The organism is Novosphingobium silvae (assembly GCF_009856825.1).
Classification (GTDB): domain Bacteria; phylum Pseudomonadota; class Alphaproteobacteria; order Sphingomonadales; family Sphingomonadaceae; genus Novosphingobium; species Novosphingobium silvae.
This window is the reverse complement of sequence record NZ_WVTD01000002.1, coordinates 225,991-246,247: the sequence shown is the minus strand read 5'-3', so window position 1 is coordinate 246,247 and position 20,257 is coordinate 225,991. Positions and strand designations below refer to the sequence as shown.

The window sequence follows — 20,257 nt, the reverse complement described above, 5'->3', positions numbered from 1 at the left end:
TCTTCTTCCATGCCGGTCAGTTCCGACAGCACGATCCTGCCGCTTGACCACCTGGCCCTGCGCGGGGCCGATGATGACGATGCTCTGGTGCTTCGTGAAGGGGTGCTTAGCTGGAAGGACTTAAGAACGCGTGTCTCGCGCCTGGCTGCGTGGCTGGCGCACGAGGTGCCGGAGAAGGGCGCGCGCGTCGCCACCTGGTCGGCAAAGGGCGAACTGACCTGCCTGATGCCTCTTGCCGCCGCGCGGGCGGAACTGGTCCACGTGCCCATCAACCCGCTTCTCAAGCATGCGCAGGCCGCGCACATCCTTGCAGATAGTGGAGCGGCGTTGCTCATCGGGACGTCGGCGCGGATCGGGACTCTCGATGCAAATGAAGTTCCTGCGTCCTGCCGCGTGCTGGAAGAAGCCGAGGTGCTGGAGCTTGCGCAGCGGCTCGGCGGGGCGTTGCCGCCCTCGGCGGCCGATCCCGATACCCTTGCCGCGATCCTCTATACCAGCGGTTCGACCGGCCTTCCGAAAGGCGTGATGCTGAGCCATGCGAACATGTGGCTTGGGGCCGAAAGCGTGAGCGGCTACCTCGCGCTGGCGTCCGACGACCGCACGCTGGCGGTGCTGCCGCTTTCGTTCGACTACGGGCAGAACCAGCTTCTTTCGACATGGTTCGCCGGAGCCTGCGTCATCCCGCTCGACTACCTTGTCTCGCGCGATGTGATGAAAGCGGTGGAGCGCCATGGCGTGACGACGCTGGCCGCTGTTCCCCCGCTGTGGGTGCAGCTATGCGAACTGGACTGGCCGCCTGAGACAGCGGCCAAGCTGCGCCGGCTGACCAATAGCGGGGGCGCGTTGACAGCCGATCTTGTGCGCCGCCTGCGCGCCTTGTTCCCGTCGGCCAGCCTGTTCCCCATGTACGGCCTGACGGAGGCCTTTCGCTCGACCTATCTCGATCCCGCACTGGTCGATACGCACCCGACCTCCATGGGCAAGGCCATCCCCCATGCGGAGATACTCGTGATCGATGAAAGCGGCGATGTTGCTGCGAACGGCATCGAGGGCGAACTCGTCCACTGCGGTCCGCTCGTTGCGCAAGGGTACTGGCGTGACCTCCAGCGCACGGCCGAGCGCTTCCGACCTGCGCCTGCTGCTTCACGCTATGGAGGAACGGCAGTGTGGTCGGGTGATCGCGTGCGCCGGGACAGCGAAGGTCTGCTCTATTTCGCGGGTCGGCGCGATGCGATGATCAAGACGGCCGGTAACCGTGTCTCGCCACAGGAGATCGAGGAAGCCGCGCTCGCCACTGGCCTCGTTGCCGAGGCGGTAGCGCTGGGCGTTGCCGACGCTCGGCTGGGACAGGTGATCCATCTCGTCGTGAGAGCTGCGCCGGGGCAGCAGGACGCAGGCGAGGAACTGCCGAGAAGGCTGATGCAGGAACTGCCGAACTTCATGCAGCCCAAGGTAATCCACTGGCGCGAGGCAATGCCGGTCGGGCCCAACGGCAAGATCGATCGCACTCTACTCGCCTCGGAGATCGCGGCATGAAGGCGCTCGGCCCCATTCCCTCGGGCTTTGGCGCGGTCGATGGCGTGCTGGAGCTTGGTGGGTCGCCCGTGACCCGTTGGGTGGAGGAGGCGGGATCGACTCCGCTGTTCCTGTACAGTGCGGATCATATCCGCCGCCGCGTCGCGGAATTGCGCAGCGCGCTGCCCGTCCGGATTGCTCTCCACTACGCCGTGAAGGCCAATCCTTTTCCGCCCCTGCTGGAGCTTATGCGCGGGCTGGTCGATGGCTTCGATATCGCATCCGGCGGTGAACTCGAGATCGTGCGCGGCGCCGGTCTGTCGCTTGCGCAGGTAAGCTTTGCGGGCCCGGGCAAGCGGGATAGCGAATTGCAGGCAGCGATTGAAGCGGGAGTGACGCTCAACCTGGAGTCGGAGGGCGAGGCGGCCCGCGCAATCGCGATAGCGGAGCGTGTGGGCGTGCGGCCGCGCCTCGCCATCAGGGTCAATCCCTCGTTCGACCTCAAGGGCTCGGGCATGAAGATGGGTGGAGGCGCAAAACCCTTCGGCATCGATGCGGAGCGTGTACCCGCCCTTGTGCGCACCGTGATCGATAGCGGTGCGCAGTGGCGTGGCTTCCATATCTTCGCAGGCAGTCAGGCGCTCGATGCGGAGGCGGTGGCGGACACCCAGGCGCAGGCTCTCGCGCTCGCAGCCGAACTGGCGCAGCAAAGCGGTGTGCCCCTGCCGCACTGCAATCTTGGCGGAGGACTGGGCATTCCCTACTTCCCTGGGGACACGCCGATCGACCTGCCGCTTGTCGGAGAGCGGCTGGCAGCGCAGATGGCAGCCTTGCCCGATGTGCTTCGCGACACGGAATTCTGCATCGAACTTGGCCGCTATCTTGTCGGAGAGGCGGGCGTCTACCTTGCGCGGATAGTCGATCGCAAGGTGAGCCATGGCGAAGTCTTCCTTGTCACCGATGGTGGATTGCACCACCAACTGGCAGCCTCCGGCAACTTCGGTACGGTCGTCCGGCGAAACTACCCCTCCGCCATAGCCACCCGGTTTGGCGCGCCGGTCGCGGAGGAGGCGACGATCGTCGGGTGCCTTTGCACGCCGCTCGACCGGCTCGCGGACAAGGGAGGCTTCCCCCGTGCCGACGCAGGCGATCTCGTCGCCGTTTTCTGCGCCGGCGCTTATGGGGCGAGCGCCAGTCCGTCGTCGTTCCTGGGGCAGGGACCGGCGGTGGAGATGCTGGTCTGAAGCAAGGCGCCGGTGTTAACGGCTACTGCGGGATCGTCCCGGAATGGGACCGCGCAGGGATTAGCCTTGCAAGGCTAACGCAATGTTCACCCTTTGACAGGATACCGCATATCGAATTTCGCCAAGCTTCGTCCCGCGTGCAGATTGCCCGCAGGAGGAACAGGTTCAGACAGGGAAGTACCATGCCGCATCATCGCTCCGTCCGACTTCTGGCCGCCTGTGCGCTTGCCAGCGTCGCCCTGACGGGATGTGCATCGACTTCCGGCCCGCAGTTGCCGCCCGCAGCCTTCGTGGCGATGCAGGAAGGGCCGGGCGAAGAATACGTCATCGGCCCGCTCGATCAGCTGACCGTCTTCGTCTGGCGCAACCCGGAACTGGGCGCCAAGGTGCAGGTGAGGCCCGATGGGCGGATCACCACGCCGTTGATCACCGACATGCCTGCCGTGGGCAAGACCCCCGCGATGCTGGCGCAGGACATCCGCCTGCAGCTTTCACAGTATATCGAGGATCCGCTCGTCTCGGTGATCGTGGACGGGTTCTCCGGCACGTTCAGCCAGCAGATCCGCATCGTCGGCGCTACCGAAAAGCCGGCCTCCATTCCCTACCGCGCGAACATGACAGTGCTTGACGCGATGATATCGGTGGGTGGCCTGTCAGAGTATGCAGCGGGCAACAGCGCTCGCCTGATACGCTTCGACAAGACCAGCGGCACCCAGAAGGAATACAACCTGCGGCTTGGAGACCTTCTCAAGAAGGGCGACAGCAAGGCGAACGTCATGCTTTCGCCCGGGGATGTGATCATCATCCCCGAGAGCATGTTCTAAGGGCCTCTGCGCGGCATGGACTCGCTTTACGAACAGGTTCTCAGCGCGCTTCACAGCGTGTGGCACCGCCGCTGGATCGCGCTTGCCGCAGCCTGGGCGATCTGCGTGGTCGGCTGGCTGCTGGTCGCGCTGATACCCAATTCCTACGAATCGCGGGCGCGGATCTTCATCCAGCTCGATGATGCGCTGGCCGAACAGGTCGGGATCGGTGTCGCCGACAAGAAGCGGGACATCGAGCGGATCCGCCAGACGCTTACCGCTGCCGTCAATCTCGAGAAAGTCGTACGTTCCACGCGCCTTGGCGATACGATCGAGGATCCCAAGCAGATGGAGGCCGCAGTCCTCCGGCTTGGCAACAACGTGAAGGTGGTCAGCCAGCAGGACAACCTCTTCGAGATCACGGCGACAGCGAACGACAGCTCCTTTTCGGATGGCGAGAACGCCAAGCTCGCGCAGAGCGTTGCCCAGAAGATGATCGACATCTTCCGCGAAGAGAACCTGGCCGGAAACCGGGGCGAAATGGTGGAGACCCTGGCCTTCGTTAACCAGCAGCTTGCCCAGCGCGAGCGTGAGCTCGAATCCGCAGAGACGAAGCGCACTTCCTTCGAGGCGCAGCATCCCGAGATGGCGCTGGGCGGCGCGGCCATGGCTCAGCGTCTGGAAACCTCGCGCGCCAATGTCCGCGACATCGAGGCTGACCTCTCCGCAGCCCAGAGCGCGCTGGCAGCAATCGACGGTCAGCTGGCGGGTACTCCGCGCACGATCGCAGGAGCATCGGATGGTGGTCCGCAGTCGGCCCTTGCGCGGGCACAGGCGGACCTGTCTGCGATGCGCGCAAGGGGGCTCACCGACAGCCATCCCGACGTGATAGCCGCCCGCAACCAGGTTGCAGCGCTCAGGGCCCCGGCGGCGCAGGAAGCTGCCAGCGGCCGGGGCACGATCAACCCTGCCTACAGTTCGCTCCAGTCCATCCGGGCCGAACGCCAGGCGAACGTGCAGGCGCTGCAATCCCGCAAGGCGGCGCTCCAATCAGACATTGCCTCGCTCACCGCGGCGGCCATACAGGACCCGGAACTGGCCACGCAGGCGCAACGCATCAATCGCGACTACGACGTGCTTCGCCAGCAGTACGACAAGCTCCTGCAGGACCGCGAGGAACTGCGCCTGCGCGGCGAGGTGAAGACCGAGCGCGAGGCAGTGAAGTTCGAGGTCGTTGACCCGCCAACCACGCCTCGGGCCCCCGTCGCCCCCAACCGTCCGCTGCTCCTTCTGGGCGTGCTGATGGCGGGTATCGGCGGCGGATGCGCGATTGCTCTTGCGCTCAGCCGGGTTCGGTCCGTCTTCGCCACCACCTCTTCGCTTGAGCGCGCGACCGGCCTGCCGGTGCTCGGCGCCATTTCGCAGAGCATGACCGATGGCGCTCGGGCGCTGCGTCGCAAGCGACTGAAGTACTTCTACGCCAGCTGCGCCGCACTCTGCGGGCTGTTCGTGGTGTTGCTCGCTGCCGAGTTCGTCCAGCGCGGCATGGTGGCGTGAGGGAACCGACATGACAGACCATCGCAAGATCCCGGTCCCCCCGCAAAGCCAAGAGCCTGCCGGAAAATCGCTGCTGGAGCGCGCTGCAGGCAAGTTCGACTTCAACAGCTTCATGGTCCGGCCGGTCCCGGTTTATCCAAAAGCGCCGGAGCAGCAATCGGCGGCGAAGCCTGTCGACGTCTCGCCTGAGGAGGACCCTGTCGCGGATCGATCGCCTACGACGTCCGGACCCCCTGCAGCGCATTCCGGGAGCGTAGACGCTACGCCCTCGGCCGCGATTTTCAGCGGCGAGCGTCACGTCATCGACCGTGAGCATCTGCGCGAACAGGGGCTGATCGTGCCCGAGGGCACCGTCACGGAAACTCTCGAGGAGTTCCGGATCGTAAAGCGGCAGTTGCTGCTTCAGGCCGCCGATCTGCGTCGGCAGAAGGCAGGACCGATGGCTCAGCGCATTCTCGTCAGTTCGCCGCATCCGGGCGAGGGCAAGACTTACTGTTCGGTGAACCTTGCGCTCTCCATCGCGGCGGAAAAGGAGAGTGAAGTGCTCCTTGTGGACGCCGACTTTGCCAAGCCCTCGATCCTTTCCGCTCTCGGGATGCCGGGAGGGAAAGGCCTGATGGACGCGCTGATGGACGAGACGGTGGACGTGACCGACTGCGTGCTGGGGACCGACATACCGGGTCTGTGGGTTCTGCCGGCGGGAGACACCAGCAGCTCCGACAGCGAGTACCTTTCAAGCTCGCGCACCGCACGGGTGCTCGACCGGCTGACGCAGGATGCGCCCCATCGCATCGTGATATTCGATTCCCCGCCCGCGCTCGCCGCATCGCCGGCGGCCGAGCTGGCCAAGTACGTCGGCCAGACCGTGGTGATCGTGCGGGCCGACCGGACCGGGCGAGGCGCCCTTGACGATGCCATCTCGCTGCTTGGCGCGTGCCCCAACGTGCAGTTGCTGCTCAATGCCGCGCAGTTCAGTCCCAGCGGCCGGCGCTTCGGCTCGTACTACGGGTACAAGGGATGAAGCGGTCCAGCCATGCGCGGCGCCGTATCGCCGCTTTCGCGGTACTCTCTGCCACCGCAATGCCCGCGGCGGCGACGGCTCAGTCCATCGGCTACGAAGGGGTTGGCGGTGGCACCCAGGCCGAGGCCGCGCCGGAGGGCGGCGGCGTGCAATCCGGTAGGGCTTCCCGCGGCCGAGGGCGCGGGTTAAGTGGTCGCCGGGTCGAGATCCAGCCGTACATCGAACTCGATCAGATCGTCACGGCCGAGCTGTCGCCCGGAGACGATGTGCTAACCTACACACAGGCGGCGATCGGGGCGGATGCCTCTGTCCAGGGGCGCAACACCGGCGCTTCGGCTTCGGTGCGCTACCAGCGACAGTTCGGTTGGGGCAAGCGGGCGGGCGACGGCGACGCCATCAGCGGTCTCGTGAGCGGCTACGCCACGGTTGTACCGGGCGTAACGATCGAAGCCGGCGGTCTGGCCTCGCAGGTCGATGTGGAGAACGGCGGCACTGCGCTTGCCGTTGGAACGCTTGCGGGGAACGGCAAGTCGACCGTGTACTCCGCCTACGTCGGTCCTTCGGTGGCCACGCGAGCAGGGGACCTCAACCTTTCGGGCAATTACAGGCTCGGCTATACCAAGGTGGACCAGTCCAACGGCGCACGCAACGCCCAGACAGGCGCGGCTGCCGACGTCTTCGACGACAGCACGACGCACATGGCCGACGTTCAGGCGGGTTTTGCCCCCGGCACTGTCCTCCCCGTCGGCGTCGGCGTGGGAGGCAGCTTCTATCAGGAAGACGTCTCCAACCTGGACCAACGAGCCCGCGACATGCAGGCCCGCGCCATGGTGACCGTGCCGGTCAGCCGCACCGTGCAGGCGGTCGGCGCAATCGGCTACGAGGATGTCGAGGTATCCAGCCGCGATGCCCTGCGCGGCGCCGACGGCCTCCCGGTGATCGGCTCGGACGGACGCTACGTCACGGACAAGTCCTCGCCGCGCGAACTGGCCTACGATGTCAGCGGCCTCATCTGGGACGTGGCCGTCATGTGGCGGCCCAGCCGGCGAACATCGCTCTCGGCACACTTCGGGCGACGCTACGGTTCGACGAGCTTCGGCGGAACGCTTGCCTATGCGCCCAACGACCGCAGCCAGTTCAGCGTCGCAGTCTATGACAACGTCTCAGGGTTCGGCGGACAGTTGAACCGCACTCTCGATCAGTTGCCCGATGATTTCGAGGTCGTACGCGATCCCGTTACGGGTGAATTGCGGGGCTGCGTTTCCTCGCTGGAAAGCGGCAACTGCATCTCGAGCGCACTGGGCTCGGTGCGCTCTTCGATGTTCCGCGCGCGGGGGATCGCAGCGAACTACTCGATGCAGATCGGTCGCCTGAATGCAGGCGTGGGCGGCGGCTATGACCGGCGCAAATACATCGCGGCGCGCAACACGGTGCTTGCTTCGGCTGACGGGGTGATAGACGAGAACTGGTGGCTGTCGGCCTATGTCAGCGGCGATATGGGCCGCGACGCCGGTTGGTCGGCAAATATCTATGCCAACTGGGTCGACAGCAGCGACCCGCTGACCCAGGCTGTCGCCGGATACGGAGCCTCGGCGAGCTACTACAGGGTGCTGGCGGCGCGGCTGCGTGGTACGATCGCAGTTGCTCTAAACGGCCAAAGCTACGACGCCCCGGCGATCGACGACCTGTGGACCGCCTCGGCGCTCGCCGGTCTGCGTTACTCGTTCTGATAAGGAAAACCGCCATGTTCGACGACTTCTACGGGCTCGACGCGAGGCCTTTCCAACTTACCCCCGATCCCGCCTTTTATTTCGAAAGCCTCACCCATCGCAAGGCGCTGTCCTATCTCGGGTACGGTCTCGCGCAGGGCGAAGGCTTCGTGGTCATCACGGGCGAGGTCGGGGCGGGCAAGTCCACGCTCGTCGCCTATCTGATGGCAACGATCGACCCGCAGCGCCTGACCGCCGCCAACGTGGTGACGAGCGCGCTTGATGGAGAAGAGATCGTCCATGTGGTCGCCCAGTCCTTCGGAATTCCGGTCGCCGGACACGACAAGGCATCGGCGCTCGGGGCTCTCGAGGCGTTCTTCCATGACGAGGCGCGCGCCGGGCGGCGGTGCCTGCTGATCGTCGACGAGGCGCAGAACCTTTCGATCAGCGCGCTCGAAGAACTGCGCATGCTGTCGAATTTCCAGCTCGGCTCGCATCCCCTGCTGCAGACTCTGCTGCTCGGCCAGCCCGAGTTCCGCCAGACGCTGCTCGAGAGCGAGCAGTTGGAACAGCTGCGCCAGCGCGTGATTGCGACCCATCATCTGGGCGCCATGCAGCCGGGCGAGATCCAGCCATATATCGAGCACCGGCTTGCCTGCGCGGGATGGAAGGGCAATCCCAGCTTCGATCCCGCCGTGTTCGTGGACCTGCATGAGGCGACCGGCGGCATTCCCCGGCGGATCAACCAGATTGTCAACCGTCTGCTGCTGCTGGGGGCCGTCGACCAGCGCGAGAACATCGACGCAGCCATGCTGTCCCAGGTGCTCGACGAGATGAGCGACGACGGCGCCTTGCCGGCTTCCGCTTCCCAGGAACAAGCCTCGGTCCGCCGGGACACGATCCCTGCTGCCGAGATCGCCTCTTCCCCTGGCGGGGCGTCTTTCCCGGCCGACGCGATCGGTGCCGCCGCCGTCGCTGAGCTTGTCGAGGCTGCGCTTGCGGATCGGGACGCGCGGATCGGTGAGTTGCAGTCTGCAATCCTCGAGCTTGCCGCCTCGGTGCAGACGCGCGAGGAAGCTCCCGCCGCTTCGGGTGCCGACGAGGCGATTGCCGAACTTCGCGACGAACTGGCGAAGGCGACGATGCAAGCCGCAAGGCTGGAGACTCGGCTAGCCGAGCAGGAGCGGACGCTGCGCCATACCCTGACGATGCTCATCGAATGGATCGAGAGCGGCGACGGGCAGCGCAACGTCGCCTGAGCTGAACGTGACGATGCCTTCTCACGCAGGGCCGGCGGGCCATGTCAACGGACTGTCGGTCGACGTCGAGGACTGGTTCCAGGTCGGCGCCTTCGAGACAGTGATCGACCGCACGGAATGGAACGGCCTTGCCTCGCGTGTGGAGCGCAACTGCGATGCCATCCTGCAGCTGTTCGATGATGCGAACGCCAAGGGCACGTTCTTCACTCTGGGATGGGTTGCCGAGCGTCATCCGGAGCTTCTGCGCCGGATCGCCGGGCAGGGGCATGAAATCGCGAGCCACGGGTGGGATCACGAGCGCGTGTTCCGCCTCGATCACCGGACGTTTGCGGCAGATATCTCGCGGGCGCGAAAGGCTATCGAGGACGCCTCGGGCAAGGCCGTTACGGGTTATCGGGCTCCCAGCTTCTCTATAGACGCGCGCACGCCCTGGGCGTTCGAGGTTCTGGCCGAGCAGGGCTATGCCTATAGCTCCAGCGTCGCGCCGGTGGCGCACGATCATTATGGCTGGCGAGACGCGCCACGCTTCGCCTTTCGGCCGGTCGCCGGACACGATCTCGTCGAAGTTCCCGTGACCACCGCGCAGTTCGCCGGGCGCCGACTGGCCGCAGGGGGAGGCGGCTTCTTCCGCGTCCTGCCATACGCTTTTTCCCGCTGGGCCATCCGGCAGGTGAACGGCAGGGACGATCGTCCCGCCGTCTTCTACTTCCACCCCTGGGAGGTCGATCCAGGTCAGCCGCGGGTCGAGGGCGCGCCGCTCCGCTCACGCCTGCGGCACTATACGAATCTCGACGTCATGAGCGCCAAGCTCGCGCGTCTGCTGGGCGAGTTCCGCTGGGGCCGGATGGACGCCCTCGCCGAGCGCGAGAAGGCGCGCGCCCCGCACCTGACAGAACCCGCGTCGGTTGCGGCGCGGGCTGCATGAACGCCCCTTTCGTGCCTTCACTTGCGCAAGTGCGCCTGCTTGATCTTGCCGACGTGAGCGAAATCGCCCGGCTTGAGGCGTTCGTCGCCAGACACCCGGAAGGCACTCCGTTTCATCGCCCTGCCTGGTTCGTGCCCGTGGCTCGCTCCACCGGCAACCGGGCGTTTGCACTGGTTCAGGAGCGCGCCGGCGAGATCGTGGCCTTCCTGCCGCTGAACGCCATCCATTCGCCGGTGTTCGGACGCCTTCTGGCGTCCACCGGCTTTGCCGTCGGCGGTGGTCTTCTTACCATCGACGGTGCGGAGCCTCCGGCCATGTTCCTGGCGGCCGAGGAGATGGCGCGGCGTCTTTCCTGCCCTTCGATCGAGCTGCGCGGGGGTGCGCTCCCTCAAGACAATGGCGGTTGGGCGCACAAGACCGGGGCGCACGCAAGCTTCGCCCGCCCTCTGGCAAGTGATGACGAGGCTCAGCTGGCCTCCATACCGCGCAAGCAACGGGCCGAGGTTCGTCGCTCGCTCGGTACCGATCTCACGGTCGATGTCGGCACATCGCAAGCCGATCGCGACGCGCACTACGCCGTGTTCTGCGAGAGCTACCGCAATCTGGGCACGCCCGTTTTTCCACGGGCTCTACTGGAAGCCGTGCTGGACGGTTTTGGCGCGGATGCGGACATCCTGACCGTGCGCCACCAGGGCAAGCCGGTCGCCAGTGTCATCAGTCTTTACCACGCGGGCGCGGTCATGCCGTATTGGGGCGGCGGCACCTGGGAGGCCCGGCGCCTGCGCGCGAACGACAGGATGTATTACGAGCTCATGCTCCACGCGCGCAGGCGCGGCGCACGTGTCTTCGATTTCGGCCGCTCCAAGACGTCGAGCGGCGCCTATCACTTCAAGCGCAACTGGGGCTTCGAGCCGGAACCGCTGACTTACGCCACCTGGACAGCTCCGGGCGCAGCCATGAGGGAGGCGGACCCTACCAGTTCGAAGCTTTCCCTGCAGATCGAGCTGTGGAAGCGCCTGCCGCTGGGCATAGCCAACCGGATCGGCCCCCTGATCGCGCGTGGGATCGGCTGAATGGGAGAGATACTTTTCCTGTCCCACCGCATCCCGTTTCCTCCGGATCGCGGTGACAAGATCCGCTCGCACCATGTGCTGAAAGCGCTGGTAAACATCGGCCCTGTGCATGTTGCGACTTTCGCCGACGACGACCAGGACTATTGCTGCGAACCCGACCTTGCGGCGCTGGCGGCCAGCTATCGTCTCGTCCAACGAAGCAAGACCCTGGCCGTTGCCGGGAGCCAGGCGCTCGCCAGCGGGCGTCCGGTCAGCCTCACCGCCTTTCACGACCAGCGGCTTGAAGCGTATGTTCGCGATGTGCTGGAAAGCCGGCCCATCGATGCGATCTACGTGTTCTCGGGCCAGATGGCACAGTATGTTCCGCCCGAGTATCGAGGGCGCCTTGTCGCAGACCTTGTGGACGTCGATTCCGCCAAGTTCGAAGCCTATGCTGCTGGAAAGCGGGGTTTCCGTGCCTGGATGGAGCGCCGCGAGGCCCGGCTGCTGCGAGCGGAAGAGGCACGCATCTGCTCCATCGCGGACGTCAGCCTGCTGATCAGCTGCGCCGAGACGGAACTGCTTCGGTCTCGTTTGCCCAACGGGGCGGCGCGGTTGCAGGCGATGGGAAACGGCCTCGATTCCGAGTTCTTCGATCCCGCAACGGTAGCGCCTGAGCCGCGCATGCTGGCTCATGGAGCACCGCGCATCGTCTTCACCGGGCAGATGGACTACGCTCCCAACATCGAGGCTTCGGTGCGCGCCATTGACCGCATTCTGCCTTTGGTACGAGAGGTGTGCCCAGAGGCCAGCCTTCACATCGTAGGCCGCAACCCGGGAGCCGAACTGCTTTCCCGTTCGGGTCGTGACGGCGTGATGGTCTGGGGCAGGGTGAATGACATCCGGCCCTGGCTGGCGGCCGCCGATATAGCGCTCGTTCCGCTGGAGATCGCGCGCGGCGTGCAGAACAAGGTTCTGGAAGCCATGGCGATGGCGCTGCCAGTCGTCCTGTCGCCGGGCGCGGCAACGGGTATCGACGCTCTCGACGGGCAGGAGTTCGCGGTTCGCGAAAGCGACGCGGCAATGGCGCAGGCAGTTCTGGACCTCGGACGAGCGCCTGTCCTCGCCGGGCGGATGGGCCGGGCCGCACGCGAATGGATCGTCACCCATGCAAGCTGGCGAGCGGCACTGGCCCGCCTTCCGAACTACATGGGCATGGCCGCCGAATGCGTAGAAATCGCCTGACGATGGCCACACACGCCCCTGCCGCGATGTGGAACAGGCTGGCGCCAGCATGGCGGTTGCCTTTGCTGCGCCTTGCCGCTGCGTGGGCGATGCTGTTCGTCCTCTTCTTCGCGGACTGGGCCGCCATGGCTCGCCAGTGGTGGGACATTTCCACCTACAACCATATCCTTCTGGTGCCACCGATCATCGCCTGGATGGTGTGGCAGCGCTGGCCCGAGCTCCAGCGCCTTGCACCGCGCGGCTGGTGGCCGGGCCTCATCCTTTTTGCAGGAGCGGCTTTCCTGTGGGTGCTTGGCGCGATCTCCGGGCTGGATCTGGCACGCCAGGCAGGCGCCGTGGCCATGCTCGGCGCAAGCGTTCCGCTTCTGCTTGGCGCGCGAGTAGGGGCAGGGCTGCTCTTTCCGCTGTGCTACCTCGTCTTCCTCGTCCCCGTCGGCGAGGAACTGGTCAAGCCGCTGCAGATGATCACTGCCGAGATCACCATTGCGCTCACACACCTGAGCGGCATCCCGGCAAGGATCGATGGCGTCTTCATCGATACGCCCGCCGGGCTGTTCGAGGTTGCCGAGGCCTGCTCCGGCGTGAAGTTCCTCATCGCGATGGTCGCTTTCGGCGTCCTGGCGGCAAATACCTGCTTCCTCGATCCGAGGCGACGGGTCGCGATGCTCGCGGCATGCGTCATCGTGCCGATCCTTGCCAATGGGGTGCGAGCCTGGGGCACGATCTATGCCGCGCAAATCTTCGGGATCGAAGCGGCGGCGGGTTTCGACCACATCGTCTACGGCTGGTTCTTCTTCGCGGCGGTCCTCGCACTGGTCATTTTGGGCGCGTGGCGCTTCTTCGACCGCCCGATCGATTCGCCCATGATCGATGCAGAGACAATCGGCCGCTCCGCGGTGCTTGGGCGTCTTGACGCGATGGGACTGTCGGGTGTGGCGGGGCTATGCGGCCTCGTGGTCATCGTGGCCGCGGGTTGGAGCTGGGCAGCGATTGCGGATCGGCTCGAAGCGCCAATGCCGGCGCATATCGATCTGCCGGCCGTCGCGGGATGGTCCCGCGTCGACTATATGCCCTCGATCTGGTGGGAGCCGCGCGCACAAGGCGCAGATCATCGTCTGCTCGGCCGTTACCGGGACGGGAGCGGTCATGAAGTCGATGTCTTCATCGCACTCTACGCTTCGCAAGGCGAGGAACGCGAGGCTGGCGGTTTCGGACAAGGTGCCCTGATGCCTGACAGCGCATGGGCATGGCAGTCCGGCGGTCCCGCCGTGGACAGCGGGCTGAGCGAGCGCCTGCTCGGGAACGGACGCGTCGAAAGGCTGGCCGTCACGTGGTTTCGAAGCGGCGATCTATTCTCCGGAAGCAACGCAAGGCTGAAACTTGCTGTCATGCTTGACCACCTGCTGCTGAGGACGCGCCCGACGGCAATGATCGTATTGTCCTCGGAAGATGCACCGAAGGGGCAGGCTGAACGCTCGATCCTCGCGTTCCAGGCCTCCACCGGTCCTCTCCAATCTTGGGTCGACCGCATCACACAGGTCCGGTAACGCGGCGTCATGTGTGGCTTCGCTGGCCTGTACCATCTGGAAACGCCCAAGCCGGTCGATCCTGCACGGATCTCGGCCATGTGCGATGCTATCGCGCATCGCGGACCGGACGGAGAAGGGGTTTGGACAGCCCCCGGGGTGGGCCTTGGTCACCGCCGACTGTCGATCATCGATCTTGCCGGCTCGCCCCAGCCGATGGCTTCTCGGGACGGGCGCGCGGTGCTGGTCTTCAATGGGGAGATCTACAATTACCGGGAGCTCAGGCAGGAACTGAAGACGCACGGGGCCACGTTCCGGACGGACGGCGACAGTGAGGTCATCCTGGCTGCATGGCAGCGGTGGGGAGCCGACTGCGTCAATCACCTGCATGGCATGTTTGCCTTCGCGATCTACGATCTGGAGGCGCGAAGCCTGTTCCTCGCACGTGATCGACTGGGGGTGAAGCCGCTCTACTACGCTCCCCTGAGCGATGGCAGTGTGGCGTTCGGCTCGGAACTCAAGGCCCTTCTCGCTCACCCGCTGCTGCGCCGCGAGATCGACCCGCTCGCCGTCGAGGATTATCTGACCTGGGGCTACGTCCCCGATCACAGGTCCATCCTCAAGGGCGTGTGCAAGCTGCCGGCGGGACATTCGCTGCTGCTGCGCCATGGAGCGACACTCCCGGGGCCGCGCCAGTGGTGGGATGTCTCCTTCGCGGAACGTCGCAAGGGAAAGGCGGCGGACATCGAAGCCGAACTGGTCCACCTGATGCGCCAGGCGGTAAGATCGCGCATGGTCGCCGATGTGCCGCTCGGGGCATTCCTGTCCGGCGGGGTGGACAGTTCCAGCGTGGTCGCGCTGATGGCCGAGGCAAGCGCGCAGCCGGTGAGAACCTGCTCGATCGGGTTCGACGTCGCCGCTCTCGACGAGAGCGCCTACGCGAGCCAGGTCGCCCGCCGTTTCGGCTCGGAGCATTCCTCGCGCGCGGTTTCCCCCGATGATTTTTCGGGCATCGACCAGCTTGCAGGCATGTTCGATGAGCCTTTTGCCGACGCCTCGGCGCTGCCGACCTGGCGCGTGTGCCAGCTCGCTCGCGAATCCGTGAAGGTGGCGCTGTCAGGCGACGGTGCGGATGAAGCGTTCGGCGGCTATCGTCGACATGTTTTCCAGCATGGAGAAGACCGTGTTCGCACCTTGTTGCCACAAGCTCTGCGAGGACCGCTCTTCGGTCGCATCGGCGCTCTATATCCCAAGGCGGATTGGGCACCTCGACCGCTCCGTGCAAAGTCCACGTTGCTCTCGCTGGCGGGGGACTCGGCACAGGGCTACGCACGGTCCATGGCGTTCGCACCGCCTGAAGTGCGCGAGGGGATCTATTCCGACGAGTTTCGCAGGCTGCGTGGGGAGTACCGGGCCGAGGACCCGGTTCTGGCCCTCATGCGTTCCGCGCCCGCGCGCTCGGGACTGGACAAGGCCCAGTATGCGGATCTCAAGGTTTGGCTCCCCGGTGACATCCTGACGAAGGTCGATCGCACGAGCATGGCCGTGGGTCTGGAAGCGCGCGAGCCGCTGCTGGATCACCGCCTGATCGAATTTGCGGCAAGCCTTCCCGAGGCCCTTCGGGTCCGCAGAGGCCAGGGCAAGTGGCTCATGAAGAAAGCCATGCGGCGCTACTTGCCGGACAACATCCTCTACCGGCCCAAGCAGGGCTTCGTCACGCCGATCGCCCAGTGGTTTCGGGGGCCCTTGGCGGGTGCAGCGCAGGAGATCGCAGCGGGGGCGACGCTGGCCCGGACCGGCTGGTTCGACACGCGTCGTCTTGCGGGGCTGGTCGACGCGCATGTCGCGGGGACAAGCGACAACTCCCGTCTGCTATGGCAACTGCTGATGCTCGAGCGGGCGTTTACCAGACTGGGAATCGGCTGAGCCCCGACCGGCGCTGTTTTGCCAGCTTTCCGGCTTCGTCGCACTATGCGCACTTAACTACACTTATTCTTAGGAACTCTGGTCTACGCCGGCTGCAACGAAGCGTCATTGCGGTACGTCGATGAACAGAATTGGTCGCCATTGCTGTTACATGGAGCGGAAATTCTCCGCACTGCCGACGCACGTCCCGCGATTCGCCAAGGGGTGGTCATGACCGGATTGTGGGGGAACATAGCGGACATCTGGAAGCGGCCGCGGGTCCGTATCATGGTCTGGGCTGCGTTGGCTGGCCTGGCCATGGGCATTTCGGCCGCCGGGCTCCCGCTTGAAGACGCGATGCGCAACGTGCGCTGGGCGGTTCGACTGCATCCGGCTGACCAGAAGGTGCTGATCGTTCTGCAGGACGATCGTACGAACGATGAACTCGGCGTCACCGACGTCAACCGGGGGCATGACGCGGAACTGCTGCAGCGCCTCTTCGCGGCTGGTGCCAAAAGCGTCTACTTCACCAAGTCGTTCGCCAAGAAGGCTGCTCCCACAGACGATCTGCGGTTCGTGCAGGCTCTACAGGCTCATCCGGGCAAGGTCTTCCTTGGAGCGGAATTGGGGGTAGACGTCGGGAAGGGGAACTTCGTGAGCGATCTGCCGCTTCCGCAGTTCCGGCAACACGCGAAGTCTGTGTCCGTCATCACTCGCCACCGTCCTCTCAACCTCAACGTTCAAATTCCTTATTCCTCCGAGAGCGCGATCGGCCGTATTCCATCGGTTTCGGCCCAGATGGCTGGAATCGAACGTTCGTCTGACGAGTTGTTCTTCCCCGATTTTTCCATCGCCATCAGTTCCATTCCGAGCATCAGTTACATTGACGTTCTACGCGAAAGCTTCGTGCGAGAAGATGTTGCTGGGAAGGACATAGTGGTCTCTCGCGCAGCCGTCGGCTCGAACGATGTGTTTCGCGTACCGGGGCAGGGCGTCGGCGCGTCGGAGGGCTTTCTGCACGTGATCGGAGCACAGACGCTTCGATCGGGTGTTCCCCAGGACATAGGATGGTTCATCCCTTTCCTTGTCGTGCTGCTGGTGGTCGCCTCCGGGCTCCGTCGCGGTCGGGCGCTGGATGTTTATCGCTTCACTGCGCTTGTGACAGTGCTTGGCGTCGGTCCGTTCGTCCTGAACTACTTCGACGTCCAGATCGACATCGTGCCCGCAATTGTGGTTGCAGTTATTGCGGTAGTGCGCATGCGGAACCTTGATCGTGTGGAGGAAGCGGGCGAGACGAACGCGGGTTCCGGCTTGCCGAGCGTGCAGGCGCTACGCAACTCCGGAGACCTCTCGACGCGCACTCTAGTAGCTCTGAAGATCCGAAACTACGGAGGCATCATCAGCAGCTTCGCCGAGCACGTCGAAGGGCAACTGGCGAAGGAAATCGTTCGGCGCATCAGGATTAGCGATGAAGGCGTCCTGATCTACCACGAAGGCGGCATGTTCGTGTGGCTCTCATCGATCCGCAGCACGTTCGATCTTTTCGAAAACCTCGAAGGCCTTCATCGCATTGTGCAGAACGGTATCCAGGTGGGCGGGATCGATATCGACCTCTCGTTCAACTGCGGCATCGACTCGGAATTCGATCGCCCTCTTTCCGGCCGTGTGGCGAGCGCGATGCAAGCCGCCGAAGAGGCGGTCCGCAACGACGAGCTCGTGTATCAGCACGACGCGCGCAAGCATGAAGCTCAGTGGGAGATTTCGCTTCTCACTTCGCTGGACCGTGCGATCGACAACGGCGAGGTCTGGGTCGCTTACCAGCCCAAGCTCGAACTGCGCTCCAATCGCATCAGTGGCGCAGAAGCGCTCGTGCGCTGGACGCATCCGGAACGAGGCCCAATCAGCCCTGACAAGTTCATCCGCATCGCCGAGGAATTTCATCGGATCGAGCGCATCACACGCTTTGTCATTAACGATGCGGTCCGGGTGGCGGTGGAGCTGGAGCGGCACGGTTTCGAGATGACGATGTCGGTCAACATCTCGGCCCAGTTGCTTCGAAATCCAGGGCTTCCCGGCATGATCGCCGAGATCCTTGCTACGCACGGACTTTCGCCCAACCGCCTGATCCTTGAGATTACCGAGACCGACCGTCTGGATCGCAGTTCCAAGACGTTCCAGATGCTGCAGCGTCTGGTACAGTCCGGCCTGCGCCTGTCGATCGATGACTTCGGTACGGGTAACGCCACGATTGATTACCTGCGCTACCTTCCGGCAAGTGAGGTCAAGATCGACAAGAGCTTTGTGTCCTCTATGGAGTCACGCAAGGACGACCTGGTTCTTGTGCAGTCGATCATCGAGATGGCCCATTCCCTCGATCGTGTCGTGGTGGCCGAAGGCGTAGAGACGGCAGCAGTGCTCGAAACTCTCTCCGAGCTTCGTTGCGACGTGGTGCAGGGCTACCACATCAGCCGGCCTGTGCCATTCCGAGACCTCCTTGACTTCATCTCAGGACGCCGGGCGCGATTGATTGGTTAAAATTCTCTTGATGAAGCGTTAGCTAACAGTTATCTGTGCTAACGGCCGCAGTGACGCGGCCGCTTCACATGGGAACTGACAATGACCAAGGACATCTGGGGCGGTGGTTGGTGGGGTAACGCTCGCTAATAGCGGCGAACTCCTGCTGAGGTCTCAGCCACACGGCTTGGACCCCGCAAGATACAGAAGCGCTTTCCAGAGGAACTCCTGTCTTTTGGAAAGCGCTTTTTCTTTGCCTAGATTTCGCGAAGTACGGAGGCAAGCGCCGTTTTGAGCGCGGCAGCTGCTCCCTTCTTTACAGCGTCACACTGGCTACACATGCAACCTGTGCAGCGGTACGCAGACCAATGTTAGCTAACGAAGATCAACCCTCCCCATGGCCAAGCGCAAGATAGTCCGCGCTCTGCATCTCGTTGAGACGGCTAACGGTGCGCTCGAATTCGAATCGACCGGTTCCTGATTGATACAGATCCTCAGGTTCGGCATCGGCTGCCGCAATCAACTTGACTTTGTTCTCGTAGAGCGCGTCGATCAGGGTCACGAACCGTGCTGCCTCGTTTCGGCGATCAGGCCCCATTCGGGGTATGCCTACCAGGATCACCGTATGGTAAGCGCGAGCAATGGCCAGGTAATCGGCCGCTCCCCGCGCTTCGCCGCACAGCCGCTTGAAGCTGAACACACCCACGCCCTTGAGGCTTTTGGGAACGTGCAGTGTCCGCCCGCCGCCCACGTCGAGGTCAGCGGATGGCACATGCTCGCTATCCTCCGGCGGATAGTCGGTGAGACGGTAGAAAGCCTCGCGCGCAGCCTGCGTCGCCGCTTCACCCAGCGGAACGTGCCATGTGGCCATGCCGCCCAGGCGCTGCATGCGATAGTCCGTCGGTCCGTTAAGCGTCAGCACGTCGAGTTCCTGCTCGATCAGCGCGATGAAGGGCAGGAAGTGTTCGCGGTTCAGGCCGTCCTTGTACAACTGCGACGGTGCACGGTTCGAGGTGGTGACGACCGTCACGCCTTCGTTCACGATAAGGTGTGTGAACAGACGACTCATAATCATCGCGTCGGCGGAGTTGTTTACCACCATCTCGTCGAAGGCGAGGCACCTGACATTTCGCGCGATCGTTGCGGCCACCGGCGGAATCGGATCGCCTGTCTCCTTCTTGCGCTCGTCACGAAGAAGGGCGTGGACCTCCAGCATGAAGGCGTGGAAGTGGATGCGCCGCTTGCCAGGGATATCGAGCGTTTGCACGAATAGGTCCATGAGCATGGACTTGCCGCGACCAACCCCGCCCCACATGTAAACGCCGCGGGGCGGCGCTGGCTTCTTGCCAAGCAGCTTGCCGAGCAAGCCCGTTGAGGATTGCGCCTTGTAAAGCGCGCGCTGCAGGCGATCCAGGCGCTCGGCAGCGGCGGCCTGTTCGGTATCGGACCGCAGTTCGCCGGTGGCGACCAGCGTCTCGTACCGTTCGAGCATCGCGGTCATCGAGCATGTTCCACTGGGCTTGAAGGCTTGCGCAAGGTGCCCATGAAGCTGGCGACCAGATGGTCTTCCTGCTCCGCAGTGCCGCGCAGGAAGACGAGGCGCCGCGTTTCCTTCACGACTTCCGTGACGATGTCGAGAGGTCGGCCGATACGGGCCGCGCCGATGAACTGATTATGGAGATCCAGCGTGACCGCGCCTGCGGCGTCTGTTCCGAGCACAGTGAACATGGCGGCGAACATGGCCACGTCGATCAGCGCCATGGTAACACCGCCGTGAACGTTCCCATGCACGTTACTGTGGCGCTCCTCGGTGTGGACCAGACGAACGCGAGAGAAGCGCTCGCCCTCGCGCCGGACGATCATTCGGCCAAGGCCCAGCGAGTTGAACCTCGCACCGTTGTCCAGCTTCCACGTGTGCCAGCCGGGGAATTCCGGGTCGGGCTCGTAAGTAAAGGTGCTCCTGGTCACAGCGCCAGCTGAGT

At 64.3% G+C, this 20,257-nt stretch carries 15 protein-coding genes; 13 read left to right on the top strand and 2 right to left on the bottom strand.

Annotated features, from left to right (window positions below):
• The first annotated feature begins 9 nt into the window (after positions 1-9).
• From GR702_RS04135 to GR702_RS04075, 13 genes are all read left to right on the top strand, one after another.
• Positions 10-1,536 (top strand): acyl-CoA ligase (AMP-forming), exosortase A system-associated, encoded by a 1,527-nt coding sequence (locus GR702_RS04135; RefSeq protein ID WP_160984701.1) that lies wholly within the window; start codon positions 10-12, stop codon positions 1,534-1,536.
• A complete protein-coding gene (locus tag GR702_RS04130; RefSeq protein ID WP_160984700.1) occupies positions 1,533-2,759 on the top strand; it encodes a pyridoxal-dependent decarboxylase, exosortase A system-associated in 1,227 nt (408 codons plus the stop codon). The genes GR702_RS04135 and GR702_RS04130 overlap by 4 nt, the downstream gene beginning before the upstream one ends.
• A 182-nt stretch (positions 2,760-2,941) precedes the next feature.
• Positions 2,942-3,583: an XrtA/PEP-CTERM system exopolysaccharide export protein gene (locus GR702_RS04125; RefSeq protein WP_160984699.1), complete on the top strand. Its 642-nt coding sequence runs from the start codon at positions 2,942-2,944 to the stop codon at positions 3,581-3,583.
• Positions 3,584-3,598: 15 nt separating this feature from the next.
• Positions 3,599-5,119, top strand: a complete 1,521-nt coding sequence (locus GR702_RS04120; protein ID WP_160984698.1) for an XrtA system polysaccharide chain length determinant — start codon at positions 3,599-3,601, stop codon at positions 5,117-5,119.
• A 10-nt stretch (positions 5,120-5,129) separates the two neighbouring features.
• Positions 5,130-6,140, top strand: coding sequence for an AAA family ATPase (locus tag GR702_RS04115; RefSeq protein ID WP_160984697.1), 1,011 nt, complete (start codon positions 5,130-5,132; stop codon positions 6,138-6,140).
• A complete protein-coding gene (locus GR702_RS04110) occupies positions 6,137-7,870 on the top strand; it encodes a preprotein translocase subunit YajC (RefSeq protein ID WP_160984696.1) in 1,734 nt (577 codons plus the stop codon). Before GR702_RS04115 ends, GR702_RS04110 begins: the two co-directional genes overlap by 4 nt.
• A gap of 14 nt (positions 7,871-7,884) precedes the next feature.
• Positions 7,885-9,108, top strand: a complete 1,224-nt coding sequence (locus GR702_RS04105) for an XrtA/PEP-CTERM system-associated ATPase (RefSeq protein ID WP_160984695.1) — start codon at positions 7,885-7,887, stop codon at positions 9,106-9,108.
• 13 nt (positions 9,109-9,121) lie between these two features.
• On the top strand, positions 9,122-10,033 hold the full coding sequence (locus tag GR702_RS04100; RefSeq protein ID WP_160984870.1) for an XrtA system polysaccharide deacetylase: 912 nt from the start codon (positions 9,122-9,124) through the stop codon (positions 10,031-10,033).
• Complete coding sequence (locus GR702_RS04095) at positions 10,030-11,106, top strand: FemAB family XrtA/PEP-CTERM system-associated protein (RefSeq protein WP_160984694.1); 1,077 nt, start codon at positions 10,030-10,032, stop codon at positions 11,104-11,106. Before GR702_RS04100 ends, GR702_RS04095 begins: the two co-directional genes overlap by 4 nt.
• The gene (locus GR702_RS04090; RefSeq protein WP_160984693.1) at positions 11,107-12,330 is read left to right on the top strand and encodes a TIGR03087 family PEP-CTERM/XrtA system glycosyltransferase; all 1,224 of its coding nucleotides are present in this window, start codon (positions 11,107-11,109) and stop codon (positions 12,328-12,330) included. It begins immediately after the preceding gene.
• A 2-nt stretch (positions 12,331-12,332) separates the two neighbouring features.
• Positions 12,333-13,877 carry an exosortase A gene (xrtA, locus tag GR702_RS04085; RefSeq protein WP_160984692.1) on the top strand — a complete coding sequence of 515 codons (1,545 nt, stop codon included), beginning with the start codon at positions 12,333-12,335 and terminating at the stop codon, positions 13,875-13,877.
• Between the two features lie 9 nt (positions 13,878-13,886).
• A complete protein-coding gene (locus tag GR702_RS04080) occupies positions 13,887-15,782 on the top strand; it encodes an XrtA/PEP-CTERM system amidotransferase (RefSeq protein WP_160984691.1) in 1,896 nt (631 codons plus the stop codon).
• Between the two features lie 210 nt (positions 15,783-15,992).
• On the top strand, positions 15,993-18,296 hold the full coding sequence (locus tag GR702_RS04075; RefSeq protein ID WP_160984690.1) for an EAL domain-containing protein: 2,304 nt from the start codon (positions 15,993-15,995) through the stop codon (positions 18,294-18,296).
• A gap of 364 nt (positions 18,297-18,660) precedes the next feature.
• Here GR702_RS04075 and zapE read toward each other — a convergent pair whose 3' ends face one another.
• Both zapE and GR702_RS04065 read right to left on the bottom strand, forming a co-directional pair.
• Positions 18,661-19,776: a cell division protein ZapE gene (zapE, locus tag GR702_RS04070; RefSeq protein ID WP_160984689.1), complete on the bottom strand. Its 1,116-nt coding sequence runs from the start codon at positions 19,774-19,776 to the stop codon at positions 18,661-18,663.
• The gene (locus tag GR702_RS04065) at positions 19,773-20,243 is read right to left on the bottom strand and encodes a PaaI family thioesterase (protein ID WP_337192517.1); all 471 of its coding nucleotides are present in this window, start codon (positions 20,241-20,243) and stop codon (positions 19,773-19,775) included. Before GR702_RS04065 ends, zapE begins: the two co-directional genes overlap by 4 nt.
• Positions 20,244-20,257: the final 14 nt, after the last annotated feature.